Source organism: Paractinoplanes tereljensis, from assembly GCF_016862435.1.
GTDB classification, from domain to species: Bacteria; Actinomycetota; Actinomycetes; order Mycobacteriales; family Micromonosporaceae; genus Actinoplanes; species Actinoplanes tereljensis.
In genome coordinates this window covers 111,638-127,568 of the sequence record NZ_BOMY01000033.1, presented here as the reverse complement: position 1 = coordinate 127,568, position 15,931 = coordinate 111,638, and the positions used below count along the sequence as shown (strand labels likewise).

The window sequence follows — 15,931 nt, the reverse complement described above, 5'->3', positions numbered from 1 at the left end:
AGGCTCATGGAAACGACGTCCTCCTACCGCGAGTCCAATCGCGCCCGCCTCCGGCAGGCGTTGATCAGGGCAGCGCGTGACCTGACGGTCGAGCACGGCTGGGAGAGCGTGCGCATGGTCGACGTGGCCACCGCGGTGGGCGTGAGCCGCCAGACGGTCTACAACGAGTTCGACGGCCGGGCCGGCCTGGCCGAGGCCCTGGCGGTCAGCGAGGTGCGGCACTTCGCCCAGCGGATCCGCACCGAGCTGTTCGCCCAGGGCGGCGACATCCGATCGGCCGGTTACGCCGCGATCGTGATGACCCTGGAGGAAGCGTCCCGCAACCCGCTGGTGCGCGCCGTCCTGACCAGCACCCGGGGCGGCGCCGACGAGCTGCTGCCCTACCTGACCACCCGCTCGGAGATAGTCCTGACCGAGGCCGGCGGCGTCCTGCGCGAGTGGGCCGCGGCGTTCCTGCCGGACACCTCCCCCGACGAGGTGGCCCTGGCCATCGACGCGGTGATCCGCCTGACGGTAAGCCACATCATGCTCCCCCGCGACACCCCGGCCGGCACGGCCACCGCCCTCGCCGAGGTCTTCGTCCGCCTCCTGCAGCCGTGAGCTAGAGCCGGCTGGCGGCGTGGACCAGGCCGGCTACCGCGCGGGAGCGGCTGTGCGGGGGCCAGGCGATCACCGTGGTGACCCGGGGGGCGTCCGGGACCGGGACCATGGCCAGGTCGCCGCGCAGCTGGGACCAGGCCGACTCGGGGAGGACGGCGGCGGCTCGGCCCAGGGCGATCAGCTGGAGCAGCTGGGCGTGGTCGCGGACCTCGGGGCCGGGGCCGGACGGATAGCTGCCGTCGGGGCAGGGCCAGCGGGGCAGCGGCAGGCCGGGCATCTCGGCGACCTCGGCCATGGTCAGCGACTTGCGGGTGGTCAGCGGGTGGCCGGCCGGCAGCACCGCCACCTGGCCCTCGGTCAACAGTTCCTCGGTGTCCAGGCCGACCGTCGAGTCGAACGGGCGGTGCAGCAGGGCCACGTCGGCGCGGCCGTCGCGCAGGTGGCGTTCCTGCTCGGCGATGGCGCACAACTGGACGTCGACCGCTACCGCGCCGGGCTCCGCGGCGTACGCGTCAAGCAGTTTGGCCAGAAGCTCGGCCGACGCGCCTGCCTTGGCCACCAGCACCAGGCCGGGGCGGCCGGTCGCGGCCCGGCGGGTGCGGCGCTCGGCCGCCTCCACCGCGTCCAGCGCGGCCCGGGCCTCGCGCAGCAGCACCGCGCCGGCCTCGGTCAGGCTGACGCTGCGGCTGGTGCGTTCCAGCAACACCGCGCCGAGATGCCGTTCGATCTGCTGGATCGCTCGCGACAATGGCGGCTGCGCGATCCCGAGCCGGCTGGCGGCCCGCCCGAAGTGCAGCTCCTCCGCGACGGCGACGAAGTACCGCAACTCCCGCGTCTCCATGCCCGCCAAGCTACTCCGTCAGCGAGAAAGCCGATACCGGTGCGGTATCGACGGGCACCCAAACGGTGTTGGAGCGCCGGGCCGGTCGCGCGAAGGATCGACATCATGAGCGAACAGAAGATCGTGCTGATCACCGGCGCGAACAAGGGCATCGGGTACGAGATCGCGGCCGGGCTCGGCCGGCTCGGCTGGCAGGTCGGGGTCGGCGCCCGCGACGAGCAGCGCCGGGAGTCCGCGGTGGCCAAGCTGCGGGCGGGCGGCGCCGACGCGTTCGGGGTGCCGCTGGACGTGACCGACGACGCCAGCGCGACCGAGGCCGCCCGGCTGATCGAGGAGCGGGCCGGCCGGCTCGACGTGCTGGTCAACAACGCCGGCATCACCGGGGGCATGCCGCAGGCTCCCACCGAGGTCGGCGCGGACACCATGCGGGCCGTGGTGGAGACCAACGTGATCGGGGTGATCCGGGTGACCAACGCGATGCTCCCGCTGCTGCGCCGGTCGGCGTCGCCGCGGATCGTGAACATGTCCAGCACGGTGGGCTCGCTGACCCGGCAGACCGCCGGCACCGGTGACGTCGGGCCGATCTCGGCGGCCTACTCCCCGTCGAAGGCGTTCCTCAACGCCGTGACGGTGCAGTACGCCAAGGAGCTCAAGGACACCAACATCCTGATCAACCTGGGCTGCCCGGGCTTCACCGCGACCGACCTCAACGGCTACCGCGGCCACCGCACCCCGGAGCAGGGCGCGGCGATCGCGATCCATCTGGCCACCCTGCCGGACGACGGCCCGACCGGCGCTTTCTTCGACGACGACGGTCAGATTCCCTGGTGAACAAGGTCAGGCCGAGAGGGCACCGTCCGGGCCGAGAGCGAGGATGACCATCTCGCCGTGGTGATCGGTGGCGGTCAGCCGGTGGTCGTCGAGGCGGGTGAGGGCGGCGATGCCGTACCCGAACTCGCCGATCAGCCGGGGCCCGGCCGGCATCCCGGTCCAGTCGAGGGTCCAGGAGAACAGCCGGAAGTCGTGCGAGGCGGCCACCACGACCGGAGCCTCCGGCGAGCCGAGCACGGCGACCGCCTTGACCGGCTCGGGGGCGTGCAGGGTGATGCCGCGCTCGATGACCAGGTCGTGGTCGGCCACCAGCATGACCCGGACCGCGCGGTAGGCGGCCGACACGATCACCCGGTCGCCGACCGCCGCCACCGCGGCCACCCTGGTGTCGTGTTCCCACAGCGGATGACGTTCGCCCGCCGGGCCGGCGGTCACGATCCGGCCGGTGGCGGCGACCACGCCGCCGCGGAAGGGTGCGGTCGGCTCGGCCGGGGCCTGCCCGCCCCCGCCGCCGAGCGGCTGACCGGTGGACTGCACGAAGAACTGGGGACGGCCGCCGAAGGTCGCGGCGGCCACGGTGCCGCCGGCGGCGGCCAAAGATCGAGGCCATAGGCGTACGTCGGTGTTGCGCCACTGTGGACGCCCGGCGACGTCCAGCGCGACCAGCCCGGGGTCGTAGGTGCCGGCCACGATGGTGCCGCCGTCGGTCGACCAGGTGATGCCGCGCAGCGGTGCGTCGCCGAGCCGGACCGAGCGGATCGGCAGCAGGTCGGCATTCAGCAGCTCCAGCGAGCCGTCGGCCCCGGCCAGCGCGAGCGTGCCACCGTCCGGGGACCAGGCGCAGTCCTCGACGGCGGCGGCCGGCAGGTAGGTGATGCGGCCCGGGTCACGCCAGAGATCACGGACCGCGACCAGGCCGTCCGCACCGACGGTGGCGACCAGGCCGTCGATGCTGACCGCCAGCCGTACGCAATCGGTCAGCTCGCCCAGGTAGGTCTCGCCGAACGCGTTCCACACCGCGGCCCGGTTCTCGGCGATCTGGCAGATCAGGTGCTGCCCGTCCGGCATCCAGGCCACCGAGGTGACCGCGCCCGGGTGTCCGCCGAGAACCTTCATCTGCGACGGCGGCCGGTCGTCGACGACCCGCCACACGGCCGCCGTGCCGTCGGCCGAACCGGTCGCGAGCAGGTCGGCCGCGCCCGGGTTCCAGGCCACCGACAGCGCCGCCGCCCGGTGACCGAACTCGGTCACCATGGCCGGCCGGGCCGGGTCGGTGGTGTCCCAGACGATGACACTGCGGTCGTGGGAGCCACTTGCCAGACGCCCTCCGTCGGCCCGGAAGGCGACACAACTGACCGGGGCGGCGTGAGCCGGCCCACCTGTTCCGACGGTCACCCGGACAATGCTGGACATCAACTCTGCGTGAGTCAATACAGTCGACAGCAGAGATCACTACGTCAAGTGTCAGGAAACTGGCAGAAGCTTCAGCAGGTCCGGTTTGCGGTGCGGCGCGCGGGCCGGCAGCGAGGTGTCGGCGACCGCCTTCTCGATCGCCGCCCGTAGCCGGTTCTCCTCGCCGGTGCGGTCGCGGTACCAGGCGGTTCCCCACACCCGGTGCAGGTTCCAGCCCAGGCCGGCGAGCACCTCGGCGCGCAGCCGGTCGCGGTCGCGGGCGGTGTGGCAGGCGTGGTACATCGGGCCGTCGCACTCGATGCCGATCGCGTAGACCGAGCCCTCGTGCGCCGGGTGCAGCACGCCGAGGTCGAGCCGGTAACCGCCCGACCCGATGCGACTGTGTACGGCGTACCCCCAGGATTCGACCGCGGCCCGGACCGACTTCTCCAGCGCGCCCAGCGACTGGGCCGCGTCGGCCCGGACCAGGCCGTCGCGCTCGGCGAAATCGAGGTACGCGGCCAGGTGCCGGACGCTCTCGTTGGCGCTCTCCGGGATGTCGCGGGCCCGGATGGACGAGACGATCTCGACCCGCTGCCGGGCCCGGGTGATCGCCACATTGAGCCGCCGCCACCCGTTGGGCCGGCTGAGCGCGCCGAAGTTGGTGCTGATCCGGCCCTGCTCGTCGTGCCCGTATCCGATCGAGAAGATCATCACGTCGCGTTCGTCGCCCTGTACCGACTCGAGGCTCTTGACGAAGAACCCGTTGAGCCGGTCGGTGTCGAGCAGCCGGATCAGGCCGGGGTGCTGAGCGGCCGCCCGGTCCAGGGCGGCCTCGATCGCCTCGGCCTGGGCCACCGAGAAGGTGACCACGCCGAGCGACAGGTCGGGCCAGGCGGTCAGCGACGCGACCACCCGCTCGGCGACGATCCCGGCCTCGACCGGGTTGTCCCGGCTGGTGCCGCGCCGGTAGACGCCGCCGGCCGGGATGAAGTGCACGCCGGCGTCCGGGCTGTGCTCGTCGGCGGACGGGAAGGTGACCAGCCGGCCGCCGTAGAAGGCCTGGTTGGCGAAGGCGATGAGGGCCTCGTGCCGGCTGCGGTAGTGCCAGGCCAGGGCCAGGCTCGGGAAGGCGCCGCTGGCCTTGGCCAGCTCCAGGATGGACTGGAAGTCGCTGACGTCGCTGTCGTTCACCGTCTCGAAGAACGAGGTGGGCGGCAGCTGCTTGTCGTCGCCGGCGGCGACCAGCGCGCTCCCCCGGTAGATGCAGTTGATCGCGTCGGCCGGGGTGACCTGCGACGCCTCGTCGAAGATCACCACATCAAACCCGATGTCCGGCGGCAGATATTGACTGACCGCGAGGGGCGACATCAAAAAACAAGGCTTCATGGCGAGTACGGCGGTCCGCGCCCGATCGATCAGATCCCGTACGGCGAGGTGCCGGGTCTCCTTCATGCCCTCCCGCCGCAGCAGTGCCGTCTCCTCGGCCGGCAGGTTCGCGGCCCGGCGCTCGTTGAGCACGGCCGCGATCCGGGCCGGTGCCGACGCGACGAGCGACCGGTCCAGCGCCCGGAACTCCTCGACCAGGTGACTGCGCTCCTCGGCCCGCACCGGGTGCAGGCGCTCGTCGCGGTGCAGCACGTCGTCGGTCCAGGCCCGCAGCACCGCCCGCTCGAGAACCGCCCGCAGCTGATCCGGCGCCACCTTCAGGTCGGCGCAGTAGGCGACGGCCGCGTCCAGCCCGAACCCGGTGAGCACCTCGCGGGCGGCCACGTGGCTGAACCACTCGTCCTGGCCGCCGGCGTCCTCACGCAGCTCCCGCAGCAGCGCCGGCCCGCGCTCGTAGTCCTCCAGGGCCTCGACCAGCCCGGCCCGGCGGGCGGTGCCGAACGCGCCGACCACCGCGTCCCGGGCCTGGGTCCAGGCGGCGGCCCGGGCGGCGAGCCCGCCGGCCGGGCGGGCGGCGTTGAGGGCGGCGGACTGGGCGGCGGTCAGCGGCTTGTCGGCGCTGCCGGTGGCGATCTCCCGGGCCGTGCCGGCCCAGTTGATCGCGCCCTCGTCGAGGTCGACGTCGCCGTCCGCGCCGGCCAGCGCGTCGGCGACGGCCTGCCGCAAGCCGGCCAGGCGTTCGGCGCCGGCCAAATCGAGGGTACGGCCGGTGGCCTCGTCGTACGCGCCGATCAGCCGGGCCGCCGCGGTGAGCGGGGCGGCGTTGGCGCGCAGCCAGGCGATCGCGTCCCGCACCCCGGCCTGCGCGAGTTCCGGCCGGGCCGCCGCCTCGGGCGCCGGGCGCAGGGTGGACTGCCAGCGGGCGATCGCCGCGTTCACCCCGGCCCCGGCGCGCAGCAGCCCGTCGTCCGGCACCGGCGCGCAGACGTGGTCGATGACCGCCGGCACGGCCTGCGGCGGGGTCCACCGCAGCAGCTCGGCCGCGACCTGCAGGGCCTCGTTGAGCGCGGTGAAGTCGGTGGTGGCGCCGCGCCAGAACCGGCCGAGCACGGCGGCGTGGTCCTGTTCCAGGGCGGCCAGTTCGCGGCGCGCGGCCCGCCAGCCGACCGCGGTGCCGAGGTGCGCGACCGCGTCCGAGGAGGAGATCGTGGGCAGCGCGAACGCCGCGACCGCCTCGTAGTCGCGCCGGTACGCGCCGAACAGCTTGCGGAACAGCCCCCGGTGCACCCGGGTGAGCCGGTCGGACAGCTGCTCGACCGGCTGGTCCAGGATCGACTCGTGGAAGTACCGGCGGGCCTGCCCCTCGGCGGCGGTGAGCGCCTCCACGCCCCGGCGCAGCGCGGCCGTGGCGGCGTTGGCCTTGGCCAGCACCCCGGCGCCGAACCAGTACGGTTCCGGCCGGTTGGCCCGCCCGCCCAGCTCGCAGATCGCCACCGCCCGGGCCACGTCGGCGAACGTCCCGGCCGCGGGCAGGGTCAGCGCCGAGGTGATCCGGGTGACGTCCCGCATCCGCTCCTCGAGCAGGGTGGCGTCGTCGTCGAACCGGCGGGCCAGCCCGGCGGCGGCCTCGGCGGTCAGCGGCCCGAGGTCGGCGGCGGCCGGCCGGGTCTCGGCCCGCTTCACCGGCGGCACGTCGCCGGGGGCGGGCAGGTCGTCCCACTCCACTCCGGCCGCGGCCCGGACCGCCTCGCGGGCCTGCCGCACCCCGGCCAGCCGCCGGCCGCGCTCGGTGGCGGCCTTGCGCACCGGGCGCAGGCTGGCCGTGGTCAGCCAGTCGTCGTCCACGCCGGCCGGGCGCCGGGCGGCGTGCTCGGCGAGGGCCGCTAGCGCGGCCGCGCCGGACGGCCGGGCCAGGCCGAACGCGGCGGCCAGGGCGGCGTTGCGACCGGCCGCGCCGGACAGTTCGCGCAGGGCGTGCTCGGCCCGCTGCAGCCGGCCGTCGAGCGGGTCGCGTTCGGTGACCTCGCGCCAGGCGAAGTCGTCGCCGAGCGCGGCCGGCCGCCACGACCGGGCCAGCTGGTCGGCGGCCTCGCGCACCTGACCGAGCGTGTCCGGGGTCAGGGTGACCGGCTCGGGCGCGGGTGCGGCGGGGGCGTCGGCGAGTTCGGCGCAGCGGCCGAGGATGTCGTGCAGGCTGGCGCCGAGCGGTTCCCGTACCTCGTTCATCGCCTCGGCGTACGCGGAAAGGGCCTCGCGGGAAGCTTGCGCACCGCCTGCCTTGTGGGTGGCCGGAACGGCCGGTGGCTTGTCCACCGCCGCGGCCAGGCCGCGGGCCACCTCCTTGCGGGTCGCCTTGTGGCTGTGCAGTTCGAGGAGGTAGTCGTCGAGGCCGGCGTCGGCGAGCCGGTTGCGCACCACCTCGAGCGCGGCCACCTTCTCGGAGACGAACAGGACCCGTTTGCCGGCGTGCAGCAGGCAGCCGATCATGTTGGCGATCGTCTGCGACTTGCCGGTGCCGGGCGGGCCGTCCAGCACGAAGCTGTGCCCCGCGGTGGCCGCCGCGATGCCGGCCCGCTGGGACGCGTCCGCGTCCAGGACCAGCGGCGCCTGTTCGGGCGGGGCCAGCCGGTCGACGTCGGCGGCGGTGATCGGCGCGAAGCCCGGTTCGCCGTCGAGCGACGCCAGGTTCTGGATCACCGGGTGGGCCAGGATCCGGTCCTCGTTGTCGTGCAGGTCCCGGTACATCGCCTCCTTGTGGAAGCTGAAGGTGGACAGCAGCACGGTCTCGTCGACCCGCCAGCCGTCCCGGCCGGCGGTGGCCGCGCGCACCCGGGTGAGGAATTCGGCCAGGTCCAGGTCGGCGAGCGACTCGACGGCCGGCAGCTCGATGCCGAGCAGCCGCAACCGCAGCACCAGGGCCGGGTTGACCACCGGGTCGTCGTCGCGGCCGCGCAGTTTCGGCAGGTCGGCCGGGCCGGCCGCGGTCAGCTCGACCGGCAGCAACAGGAGCGGGCTGCCGTACGAGGCGCCCTCCTCGTCCCGCCAGTGCAGCATGCCGATGGCCAGGTGCAGCGCGTCGACACCCCGGTCGAGGAAGTCCTGCCGGGCCTTGCGCATGAGCCGGCGCAGCACGGTGCCGAGCGCCTGCGGGTCCAGGCCGGTGCGGAAGAACTCGCCCTCACCGGCGAAGCCGTGCTCACCGCCCGAGCGCAGCGCGCCGACGATCACCCCCGGCGGCGGCCCGCCGATCTCCACCATGCCCGTCTCGGACCGCCGGAAGTTGATCATCCGGTTGCCGGCGTCGAGGTTCACCAGGCCGTCGCGCCAGGCCCGCAGTGCGGCCCGTGTCGACTCGGTGGCTGTTTCGGGCGTCATATCCCGATTCCAGCAAGGTTGGTGGTGATTCCGCTGGCGATTCGCGGGAAAGGGTAGAACTTATGAGTACGCGACGATGGGTTACCTACGCGGTGGCGGCCGGCGCCGTGACCGCTACTGCCGTGGCCGGGTCGACGGCGGTGAACACCGGAACACGCTGGTATCGCACCCTGGCGAAGCCGTCCTGGCAGCCGCCGGGCTGGGCGTTCGGGGCCGTCTGGACGCCTCTGTACGCGAGCATCGCGTGGGCCGGCGGGCATGCGGTGCTACGGACGCGCGGGCCGGAGCGCCGGGAGTTGATCACCGCGTTCGGGGTCAACCTGGCCGCCAACGCCGGCTGGAACTGGCTGTTCTTCGGGCGGCGCAGCGTGCTGGGCGGGCTGGCCGGGACGCTCGCGCTGGACGCGAGCAACCTCGACCTGATCCGCCGAACGGCTCGGCACGACCCGGTGGCGGCGCGGGCGCTCGTCCCGTACGCGGCCTGGTGTCTCTTCGCCACCGGCCTGAATGCGGCTATCGCTCAGCGCAACCGCGGTCAGTGGTAGATGTCCTCGTCGGCCTTGCGGTAGGGGCGGATCTCCTGGTCACGGCCGGTGGTGGCGAGGGTGACCCAGTCCGGGTTGGTGATCAGCACGCGGCCCAGGGCGACCAGGTCGGCGTCGTGCTTGGCCAGGTCGGCCAGGCGGGTTTGGTCAAGGCCGACCGAGCCGACCGTGATGGTCGGGAGGCCGGTCAGGCGCTTGGCCCAGCCGGCCAGGTTGGCCGGGTCGCCGGCGAAGGCGGGCTCCCAGAAGCGGCGCTGGGACGCGTGCAGCACATCGGCGCCGGCCTCGGCGAACTTTCCGAGGATGTCGCCGAGCTCGGTCGGCGTGTCGGCGATCCGAGCGGCGTAATCTCGCTCCTTGAACTGGGAGAAGCGGACGATCAGCGGCATGTCCTCCGGGATGTTGTCGCGGACCGTCCGGATCACCTCGGCGGGGAAGGTCGCGCGCTCCTTCGGTCCACCGCCGAATCGGTCGCTGCGGTGGTTCGTGTGCGGCCACAGAAACTCGTCGAGCAAATAGCCGTGTGCGGCGTGGATCTCGACGGCGTCGAATCCGGCGCCGGCGGCGACGCGGGCGCTCTGGGCGTACGCCTGCAGCAGTTGATCGAAGCCGTTGATGTTGATGTTGTCCGGGGTCCAGGCGGTCTCGGCCGGCATGCGCTCGCTGCCGAGGTGCCAGATCTGCGCGGCGATCCGGCCGCCGGCCGCGTGCACCTCGGAGGTGACCAGGCGCCAGCCGTCCTCGGCCGGTCCCGGCGTGAGGCGCGGGACGTCGTCCTCGTGGCTCGCCGACGGGTGGCCGATCAGGGCGCCCTCGGTGATGATCAGGCCGACGCCGTGCTCGGCGCGCCGCCGGTAATAGGCGGCGTTCTCCGCGGTGGGCACGCCGCCGGGTGATCGCTTGCGGGTCATCGGCGCCATGACGAATCGGCTGCTCAGGTCCAGTTTGCCGAGAGTGATGGGCCGGGCGAGGGTGTCCAGTGGAGTGCTCATACCGGTACGGTAAAACTTCACATGGATGTGAGCTTCAAGGGCTTTGCTCAGCTTGTGGCGCGGGAGACATCAATGCGGATCGGGGATTTGTCGGCGGCGACCGGGGCTTCGGCCCGCTCGCTGCGCTATTACGAGGAGCAGGGTCTGCTGTCGTCCACCCGCACCGGCGGCGGCCAGCGGATCTATCCGCCCGGCGCGGTCGAGCGGGTGACGCTGATCCAGTCGCTGCTGGCGGCCGGCCTGAACAGCGTCACCATCGCCGACGTGCTGCCATGCATCAGCGACGCGTCACTGCGCACGCCGTGGCTGGCCGGCCGCCTGCGCGGCGAACTCGACCGGGTGTCAGCCCAGATCGAAAGCTTGAACCAGACCCGCGACATCCTCGCCGGCCTGGTCGATCAGTATTCGGTCACGCCCGCGTCAGCCTGATCACCGGAATCTCCCGGTCGGTCTTCTGCTGATAACCGGCGAATTGCTCAGCCGTGCCGGTGATCAGCTGCCAGGCCGCCGCGTAGTCCTCCCCGTGCAACTGCTCGGCGGTCACCGCCGCGGTCTCCTCACCGATCTGGACCTTGACCTTGTCCGGGTTGGCCTTGAGGTTGTAGTACCAGGCCGGGTTGGCCGAGCCGCCGCCGGCCGACGCGACGATCAGCCAGCCACTCGGATCGGGGAACCAGCGAAGCGGGCTTTGCCGCTCCTCACCGGACTTGCGGCCGACCGTGGTGAGGATGAGCAGGCTGCCGGCCTTGCGCCGGATCTTGCCCATGGTGAGCTTGTTGGCCAGCTTCAACAGCAGCCCGCCAGGCTGCCGAGCCCCACGGGTCCCGTTACGCGCATCGAACGTCATGCACCGACTCTTTCAGAAACCCCGCACCGCAGCGAGGTCAGCACCGCCGTGGTCAACGGCCTGTTTTGTCACTCGACCGGGGCGAGCTACAACCTGACCGTCCTGCCCGGCTCGCCGTAAGGTCGCTCCATGGTGACGCACGGCGATCAACAGACCGGCTGATGGCTCGGCGAGCGCTGCTGGCCGTCGCGCGGTGGCAATATCCGAGCGAGTCGCACGCCTGTGCCAAACACGTCGATGTCGGCCAACTGGCCACTGTCCTGCGGGATCCGAAGATCGGCGGCTTCGACGTCACCATGCTGGTCGCGCCGGGACAGGACGAACTGGACGAGGCAGTCACCCGGACGCACCGCGATGCGCGGCCCGGCGACCTTTCTCTTCTCTACCTCGCGGGGCACTGGGATGGCGCTCCCCTCCTCCAACTCGGTCGGGTGTTGTCCGACCAGGCGGCTGTGCTGTGGCCGGATGCCTTCCTGCCGGGCCCGGAGTCCCGGGGCGTGCAGCACGTCCTGGTCCTCGACTGCTGCGGCGGGCCGGTCGATTGGTCCGCCGACCTCTTGATTCCGCCGGGCGTGGCCATCCTCGAGTCGCAGGCCGAAGACCCGGACCGTCCGGTCCGGCCGTCACTCACCGAGTGTCTGGTGACCGGACTCCGTACCGGTGCCGCCGATCTCGACCACAACGGCGAGATCACCGTCTCCGAGTGGGTCCGGTTCGGCGGGGTCGGGCTGATCAACCCGACCCACGACGGGGACCACACCGTCATCGCCCGCAACGCCTTCTGGTCGGGCGTCGAGGCCCCGGACCTGCTCGCCGACATCGACGAGGTGCTGGAGGACGACCCGGTCGGGTTCGTCCGCGACTTCGTTCAGCGAGAAGCGCCCAGCTTCGAGCAGATGTCCGAGATCGCCGCGGTGGTCGGCGCGCGCCACCGCATTCCACCCGCCGCACTGCGGCGGCTGCTCGCGGGCGATCAGAGCGCGGCGATCCGCGTCGTGAGCGGCTGGCCGGCACTGGCCGGGCTGCTCGACGATCCGTTCGCCGTCGCCCACCTGACTGCCGCACTGCGCCGAGCCGACGACCGTGAGCGGAGTTCGGCCGAGGCCGACCTGCGAACGTCCATCGCGGACGGCGACTGGGAGACCGCCCGGCGGGTGTCCCGCGACGACGCCGACCTGTCGCAACAGACCGGCTTCGTCACGCTGCCGGACCCGGCCCGCGGCATCGTCGCGGGCCTGTGGCGGCGGTTGACCGGTGGTGTGGGCGCCCGCACCACCGCCCACCGCGGGACAGTCGACCTCGACCTCATGACCGCCGAATCGGCCAGCCCACCGGCTGAATCGTTCGTCCCGGCCGATCGCCCCCTCGATAGTGACGAAGCCGTGGTTCGAGCCGTTCTGGATGCCATGGGCCAACGAGTCAGACAGATGGCCGACGCCCTGAACCACGTTTTCGACATGAAAGTCAGCCTCCGCGGTTCCGGTGAGTTCCGGGCACGGGCCCGGACCGGTGCCGCGATGTGCCACGTAATCTTCGACAGCGGCTATGCCGGACTGGGCATCAGCGAGGTGGCCCCGAAGCTGATGAACCGCGAGGCCGAGCTGATCCGGGACGGCATCGATTACCTGATCGTGGCCGCCGCCCAGGGCGCGATCGCCGAGCCACTCCGCCGACAGGCCCTGGCCTGGAACGAGCGCCGCGCCTACCCCTTCACCGTGGTAACCATCGACGGCGACGACGTGGGGACACCAGCAGCCCTGGCCGCGATGCTCCCCGCCCGGCCCCGTCTGCCGCCGGTCTGGCAGGAGTACCTCGACCGTCCGGCCCGGCTCTGCATGGTCGGCGAGGTGCCGGCCACCCTCGACGCCTCGTTCCGGCAGCAGCTGCCGGTGCGTGCCCTCAACGAGTCGGGCTCCCTGCTGGACGGCACGCTGCTCGACCACGTCAACGCCTGGCTGGACGAGGAGCGGGCACCGACGCTGATGCTGCTCGGCGATTTCGGCGACGGCAAGACGTTCTTCACCTACAACCTGGCTCGGCGGCTGTGCGAGGCCGGAGCATCGCGATTCATCCCGATCCGCCTGGCACTGAGCGAGCTGACCGCGGCCGGCAGCGGACGGGAGTTGCTGCGACAGCGGCTCGAATACCTCGGTGCCGACCTGGCGTCCTGGAACCGGCTCGTCGAGGAACACCGCACGCTGGTCATCCTGGACGGATTCGACGAGATGTCCGGTGATCTGTCCTGGTCACAGGTCGCCCGCAACGTCACCCTGCTGCGCGACTGCTGCCACGAATTCAGCCGGTCCAAGGTCCTGATCACCTCCCGGTCGCACGTCTTCGGCGCTGCGGAGGTGCAGCGCGCGGTGCTGGAGCGCATCGAACGCCCACCGGTGTTCCGGCTGGCGCCGATCGAGCGCGCCGAGGTGATCTCGGCCCTGCGCCAGGGTGCCGCCGACCGCCAACTCCGCCAGATCGTCGATCGGCTGCAGGAATTGCACGATCCGGTCGGGCTGGCCACCAAACCGCTGTACTACGAGATGATCCGGGAGATGCTGCCGCGCTTGTCGGGCTCCGAGTTCGACGAGCATCTGCTGTACGAGTCCTACGTGGCCAACTCGCTGCACCGCAAGCTGGAGCTGCTCGAGGACGAACGGCTGCTGGTGCGGCCGGACGAGATCGTCGGCAACCTGCTGAGAATCATGGAGAGCGTCGCGCTCACACTCCACCGCGGCAATGTCCCGTACGTCTATCTGAAGGACTTCGAACAGCGGTTGGGGCGGTCCGGCGGATCCAACCAGGGGTTCGCCCAACTGCTGTGGCGCATGCACGACGGCGACGAGGCTGTCCGGGCCGACGCGGCAGCCCGGGTCCGCATCCGGTCGTTGCTCAAGAGGGCGCCCGGCGACGACGAGGAGCGCTGGCCGGTCGATTTCTTCCACCGGTCGATGCGCGAGTACTTCGTCGCGCGGGCGGTGGCGCAGGCCATCGCGGACGGGCCGGCGCCGGCCGCCGACGTCCTCGGGGACCGGCTGCTCGCACCGGAGATCCTGCACTTCACCGCGCTGATCCTCGCCGGCCGCACCGATCCCGCCGGGCGTGCCACGCTCGAACGGATCGCCCACGAGTCCCGGATCGGCGGATCGGCGGCCGGCGCCAACGCGGCGTCGTTGCTGGTCGCCGCGACCGGTCAGCTGCCCGGCGACGACTGGGCCGGGCTGAACCTCGACGGCGCGTCGCTGGCCGGCGCCGACCTCGGTGGCAAGTCGTTCCGCGGCTCCACCCTGCGTGCCGCCGTGCTGGACAACGCCGACCTGACCGGGACGGACCTGCGCGATGCCGACCTGACCGGGGTGCGATTGCAGGAAACGGCGGCGGTCACCGCCATCACCACCCGCGGCGACGATCGCGTTTACGCCGCGTACGACGACGGAACGATCCGGGAGTGGCGGCTGACGGCACACCGGGCGACCGACACCGTGCTGCACACCCTGCCGTTCCCGGCCGGACGGCTGTGGTTCGTCGCGCCGGAGGTGCTGGGCGCGGCCGGCGACGGCCAGATCGGGATCCTCGGCCAGGAGCAGGGCGAGTGGCGGCCGGTCTCGCTCTTCAAGACCCAGTCGCGCTATCGCTCCCCAGCGTACGAGAAGGAGATGGCCCTGATCGTCGAGGACGGCGGTGCCGTTCACTGGTTCGCCCCGGCGACCGGCGACAGCACGACGCTGCGTCACCCGGGCGCGGTGGCCTGGGCCGTCCACGGCAAGATCGGGTACGCGGTCGCCACCCGATCGGAGCTGATCCTGCACACGCCCGGCCAAGCCTGGTCGACCACGCTGACCGGGGCCCGCTGCATGGCTCTTCGAGCATCCGCGGCGACCGGATTCGAGATCCTCACCGGCCACGAGAACGGTGCGGTTCTGGTGCACCACGTCAATGTCGCGCGGCGCACGCAGCCGGAGCCGCTCCGGCTCCGGCTGCACGACGGCCCGGTCGAATCGGTGTGCTTCCTCGGGCAGGACCGCCTGGTCAGCGGCGGCCGGGACCGGCGCATCTGCCTCGCGCCGCTGGACGACAACGACTCCGGGCCGGTACGGCAGCTCCAAGTGACATTCCGCTGCCGAGGGGTCCGCTACGACGGCGTAGTCGGCCGGCACGAGCAGGAGATGCTCCGGGAACTGTCGGCGGCCCGCCGCTAGCGCTCGATGCCGAGTTCGTACTCGAAGCGGGTCGCCAGCTGCCGTTCCAGGGGCCGCGAGTCGATGTAGGAGATGTACGGCCAGTCGGCGGCGTCGAAGTGGACCTTCGTGCCCTTGCGGGCGATGGTGATCACCTGGCGGCCGAGGGCACGGGCGTAGCCGAGTTCGAAGTAGACGTTGGGACGCTCCAGCGTCAGGTCGGCGACCACCAGCCGGGCCTGGCGGATCATCGCGAGCATCTTGTCGGTGATCCGGTAGTCGCCCGGCACGTCCTTGACCCGCTCGGCGCGCAGGCCGACCGCCTTGGCGGCCTCCGCGATCGCCTCGTAGGCCGGAGTCATATCCTCGGCGAACGAGCAGATGACGAAGACCAGGCCGTCGTCACGCGGCTCACTCGTCACCGTCGGCGGACTGTCACTGAGGACGGAGCTGGTGGCCGGGCCGGCCGATTCGAGGCGCTCCACGATGCGCGAGACGGCGTCGTCGACCAGGCGTTCCACGTCGACTCCCGCGGTCGGCGGCGGCAGGGCGGTCGACGCGCCCAGCGCGTTGACCGAATCGACCAGGCGGCGCAGCCCCCGGAAGTAGTCCTCCTCAGTGAGGCGGACCGCCTGCAGCTGGTGCAACTCCTCCGGCAGTTCGCCGGTGGTGACGCCGTTGACCAGGACCGGGATCACCCGGGCCGAGCGGCCCAGCGCGGTGTCCCACTCGTGCCGCACCCACTTGGACACCAGGCTGGCCGGGCTGATCAGCACGATCACCGCATCGGCCCGTTCCAGCTGGTCGGCGATCAGCGGCTCCCAGCGCTGACCGGCCAGGATGTCCGCGTCGTACCAGATCTGCAGGCCGGCCTTGCGCAGGTCGGTGACCAGGCGGCCGGCCATCTCCGAGTCCTGGCTGGAGTAGCTGAGAAACGCTTGCGCCAT

General features: G+C 72.1%; 11 protein-coding genes. 5 read left to right on the top strand and 6 right to left on the bottom strand.

Annotated features, from left to right (window positions below):
- The first annotated feature begins 6 nt into the window (after positions 1 to 6).
- Entirely contained in the window at positions 7 to 600 is a 594-nt protein-coding gene (locus tag Ate02nite_RS23365) for a TetR/AcrR family transcriptional regulator (RefSeq protein WP_203809033.1), read from the top strand.
- A 1-nt stretch (position 601) separates the two neighbouring features.
- On the opposite strand, the gene Ate02nite_RS23360 is transcribed toward Ate02nite_RS23365, so the two are convergent.
- Positions 602 to 1,441, bottom strand: a complete 840-nt coding sequence (locus tag Ate02nite_RS23360; RefSeq protein WP_203809031.1) for a LysR family transcriptional regulator — start codon at positions 1,439 to 1,441, stop codon at positions 602 to 604.
- Positions 1,442 to 1,546: 105 nt separating this feature from the next.
- On the opposite strand from Ate02nite_RS23360, the gene Ate02nite_RS23355 reads away from it, so the two are divergent.
- Positions 1,547 to 2,272, top strand: a complete 726-nt coding sequence (locus Ate02nite_RS23355) for an SDR family oxidoreductase (protein ID WP_203809029.1) — start codon at positions 1,547 to 1,549, stop codon at positions 2,270 to 2,272.
- A gap of 6 nt (positions 2,273 to 2,278) precedes the next feature.
- Here Ate02nite_RS23355 and Ate02nite_RS23350 read toward each other — a convergent pair whose 3' ends face one another.
- A complete protein-coding gene (locus Ate02nite_RS23350; RefSeq protein WP_203809027.1) occupies positions 2,279 to 3,667 on the bottom strand; it encodes a WD40 repeat domain-containing protein in 1,389 nt (462 codons plus the stop codon).
- Positions 3,668 to 3,736: 69 nt separating this feature from the next.
- On the bottom strand, positions 3,737 to 8,428 hold the full coding sequence (locus tag Ate02nite_RS23345) for a PDDEXK-like endonuclease domain-containing protein (protein WP_203809025.1): 4,692 nt from the start codon (positions 8,426 to 8,428) through the stop codon (positions 3,737 to 3,739).
- Positions 8,429 to 8,490: 62 nt separating this feature from the next.
- On the opposite strand from Ate02nite_RS23345, the gene Ate02nite_RS23340 reads away from it, so the two are divergent.
- Positions 8,491 to 8,973, top strand: coding sequence for a TspO/MBR family protein (locus Ate02nite_RS23340; protein ID WP_203809023.1), 483 nt, complete (start codon positions 8,491 to 8,493; stop codon positions 8,971 to 8,973).
- On the opposite strand, the gene Ate02nite_RS23335 is transcribed toward Ate02nite_RS23340, so the two are convergent.
- Complete coding sequence (locus tag Ate02nite_RS23335; protein ID WP_203809021.1) at positions 8,964 to 9,965, bottom strand: oxidoreductase; 1,002 nt, start codon at positions 9,963 to 9,965, stop codon at positions 8,964 to 8,966. The genes Ate02nite_RS23340 and Ate02nite_RS23335 overlap by 10 nt on opposite strands.
- 72 nt (positions 9,966 to 10,037) lie before the next feature.
- Here Ate02nite_RS23335 and Ate02nite_RS23330 point away from each other — a divergent pair, with 72 nt between their 5' ends.
- Entirely contained in the window at positions 10,038 to 10,394 is a 357-nt protein-coding gene (locus Ate02nite_RS23330; protein ID WP_203809019.1) for a MerR family transcriptional regulator, read from the top strand.
- Here Ate02nite_RS23330 and Ate02nite_RS23325 read toward each other — a convergent pair.
- Positions 10,375 to 10,812 carry a nitroreductase family deazaflavin-dependent oxidoreductase gene (locus Ate02nite_RS23325; protein ID WP_203809017.1) on the bottom strand — a complete coding sequence of 146 codons (438 nt, stop codon included), beginning with the start codon at positions 10,810 to 10,812 and terminating at the stop codon, positions 10,375 to 10,377. The genes Ate02nite_RS23330 and Ate02nite_RS23325 overlap by 20 nt on opposite strands.
- Before the next feature lie 161 nt (positions 10,813 to 10,973).
- On the opposite strand from Ate02nite_RS23325, the gene Ate02nite_RS23320 reads away from it, so the two are divergent.
- Positions 10,974 to 15,005 (top strand): pentapeptide repeat-containing protein, encoded by a 4,032-nt coding sequence (locus Ate02nite_RS23320; protein ID WP_203809015.1) that lies wholly within the window; start codon positions 10,974 to 10,976, stop codon positions 15,003 to 15,005.
- Here the strand turns inward: Ate02nite_RS23320 and Ate02nite_RS23315 are convergent.
- Positions 15,002 to 15,931 carry a toll/interleukin-1 receptor domain-containing protein gene (locus tag Ate02nite_RS23315; protein ID WP_203809013.1) on the bottom strand — a complete coding sequence of 310 codons (930 nt, stop codon included), beginning with the start codon at positions 15,929 to 15,931 and terminating at the stop codon, positions 15,002 to 15,004. The genes Ate02nite_RS23320 and Ate02nite_RS23315 overlap by 4 nt on opposite strands.

Excerpts from the sequence above, each read along its gene's own strand:
- Ate02nite_RS23365 (WP_203809033.1), top strand. The coding sequence starts at position 7 with ATGGAAACGACGTCCTCCTACCGCGAGTCCAATCGCGCCCGCCTCCGG.
- Ate02nite_RS23360 (WP_203809031.1), bottom strand. The coding sequence starts at position 1,441 with ATGGAGACGCGGGAGTTGCGGTACTTCGTCGCCGTCGCGGAGGAGCTG.
- Ate02nite_RS23355 (WP_203809029.1), top strand. The coding sequence starts at position 1,547 with ATGAGCGAACAGAAGATCGTGCTGATCACCGGCGCGAACAAGGGCATC.
- Ate02nite_RS23345 (WP_203809025.1), bottom strand. The coding sequence starts at position 8,428 with ATGACGCCCGAAACAGCCACCGAGTCGACACGGGCCGCACTGCGGGCC.
- Ate02nite_RS23340 (WP_203809023.1), top strand. The coding sequence starts at position 8,491 with ATGAGTACGCGACGATGGGTTACCTACGCGGTGGCGGCCGGCGCCGTG.
- Ate02nite_RS23335 (WP_203809021.1), bottom strand. The coding sequence starts at position 9,965 with ATGAGCACTCCACTGGACACCCTCGCCCGGCCCATCACTCTCGGCAAA.
- Ate02nite_RS23330 (WP_203809019.1), top strand. The coding sequence starts at position 10,038 with ATGCGGATCGGGGATTTGTCGGCGGCGACCGGGGCTTCGGCCCGCTCG.
- Ate02nite_RS23325 (WP_203809017.1), bottom strand. The coding sequence starts at position 10,812 with ATGACGTTCGATGCGCGTAACGGGACCCGTGGGGCTCGGCAGCCTGGC.
- Ate02nite_RS23320 (WP_203809015.1), top strand. The coding sequence starts at position 10,974 with ATGGCTCGGCGAGCGCTGCTGGCCGTCGCGCGGTGGCAATATCCGAGC.
- Ate02nite_RS23315 (WP_203809013.1), bottom strand. The coding sequence starts at position 15,931 with ATGGCGCAAGCGTTTCTCAGCTACTCCAGCCAGGACTCGGAGATGGCC.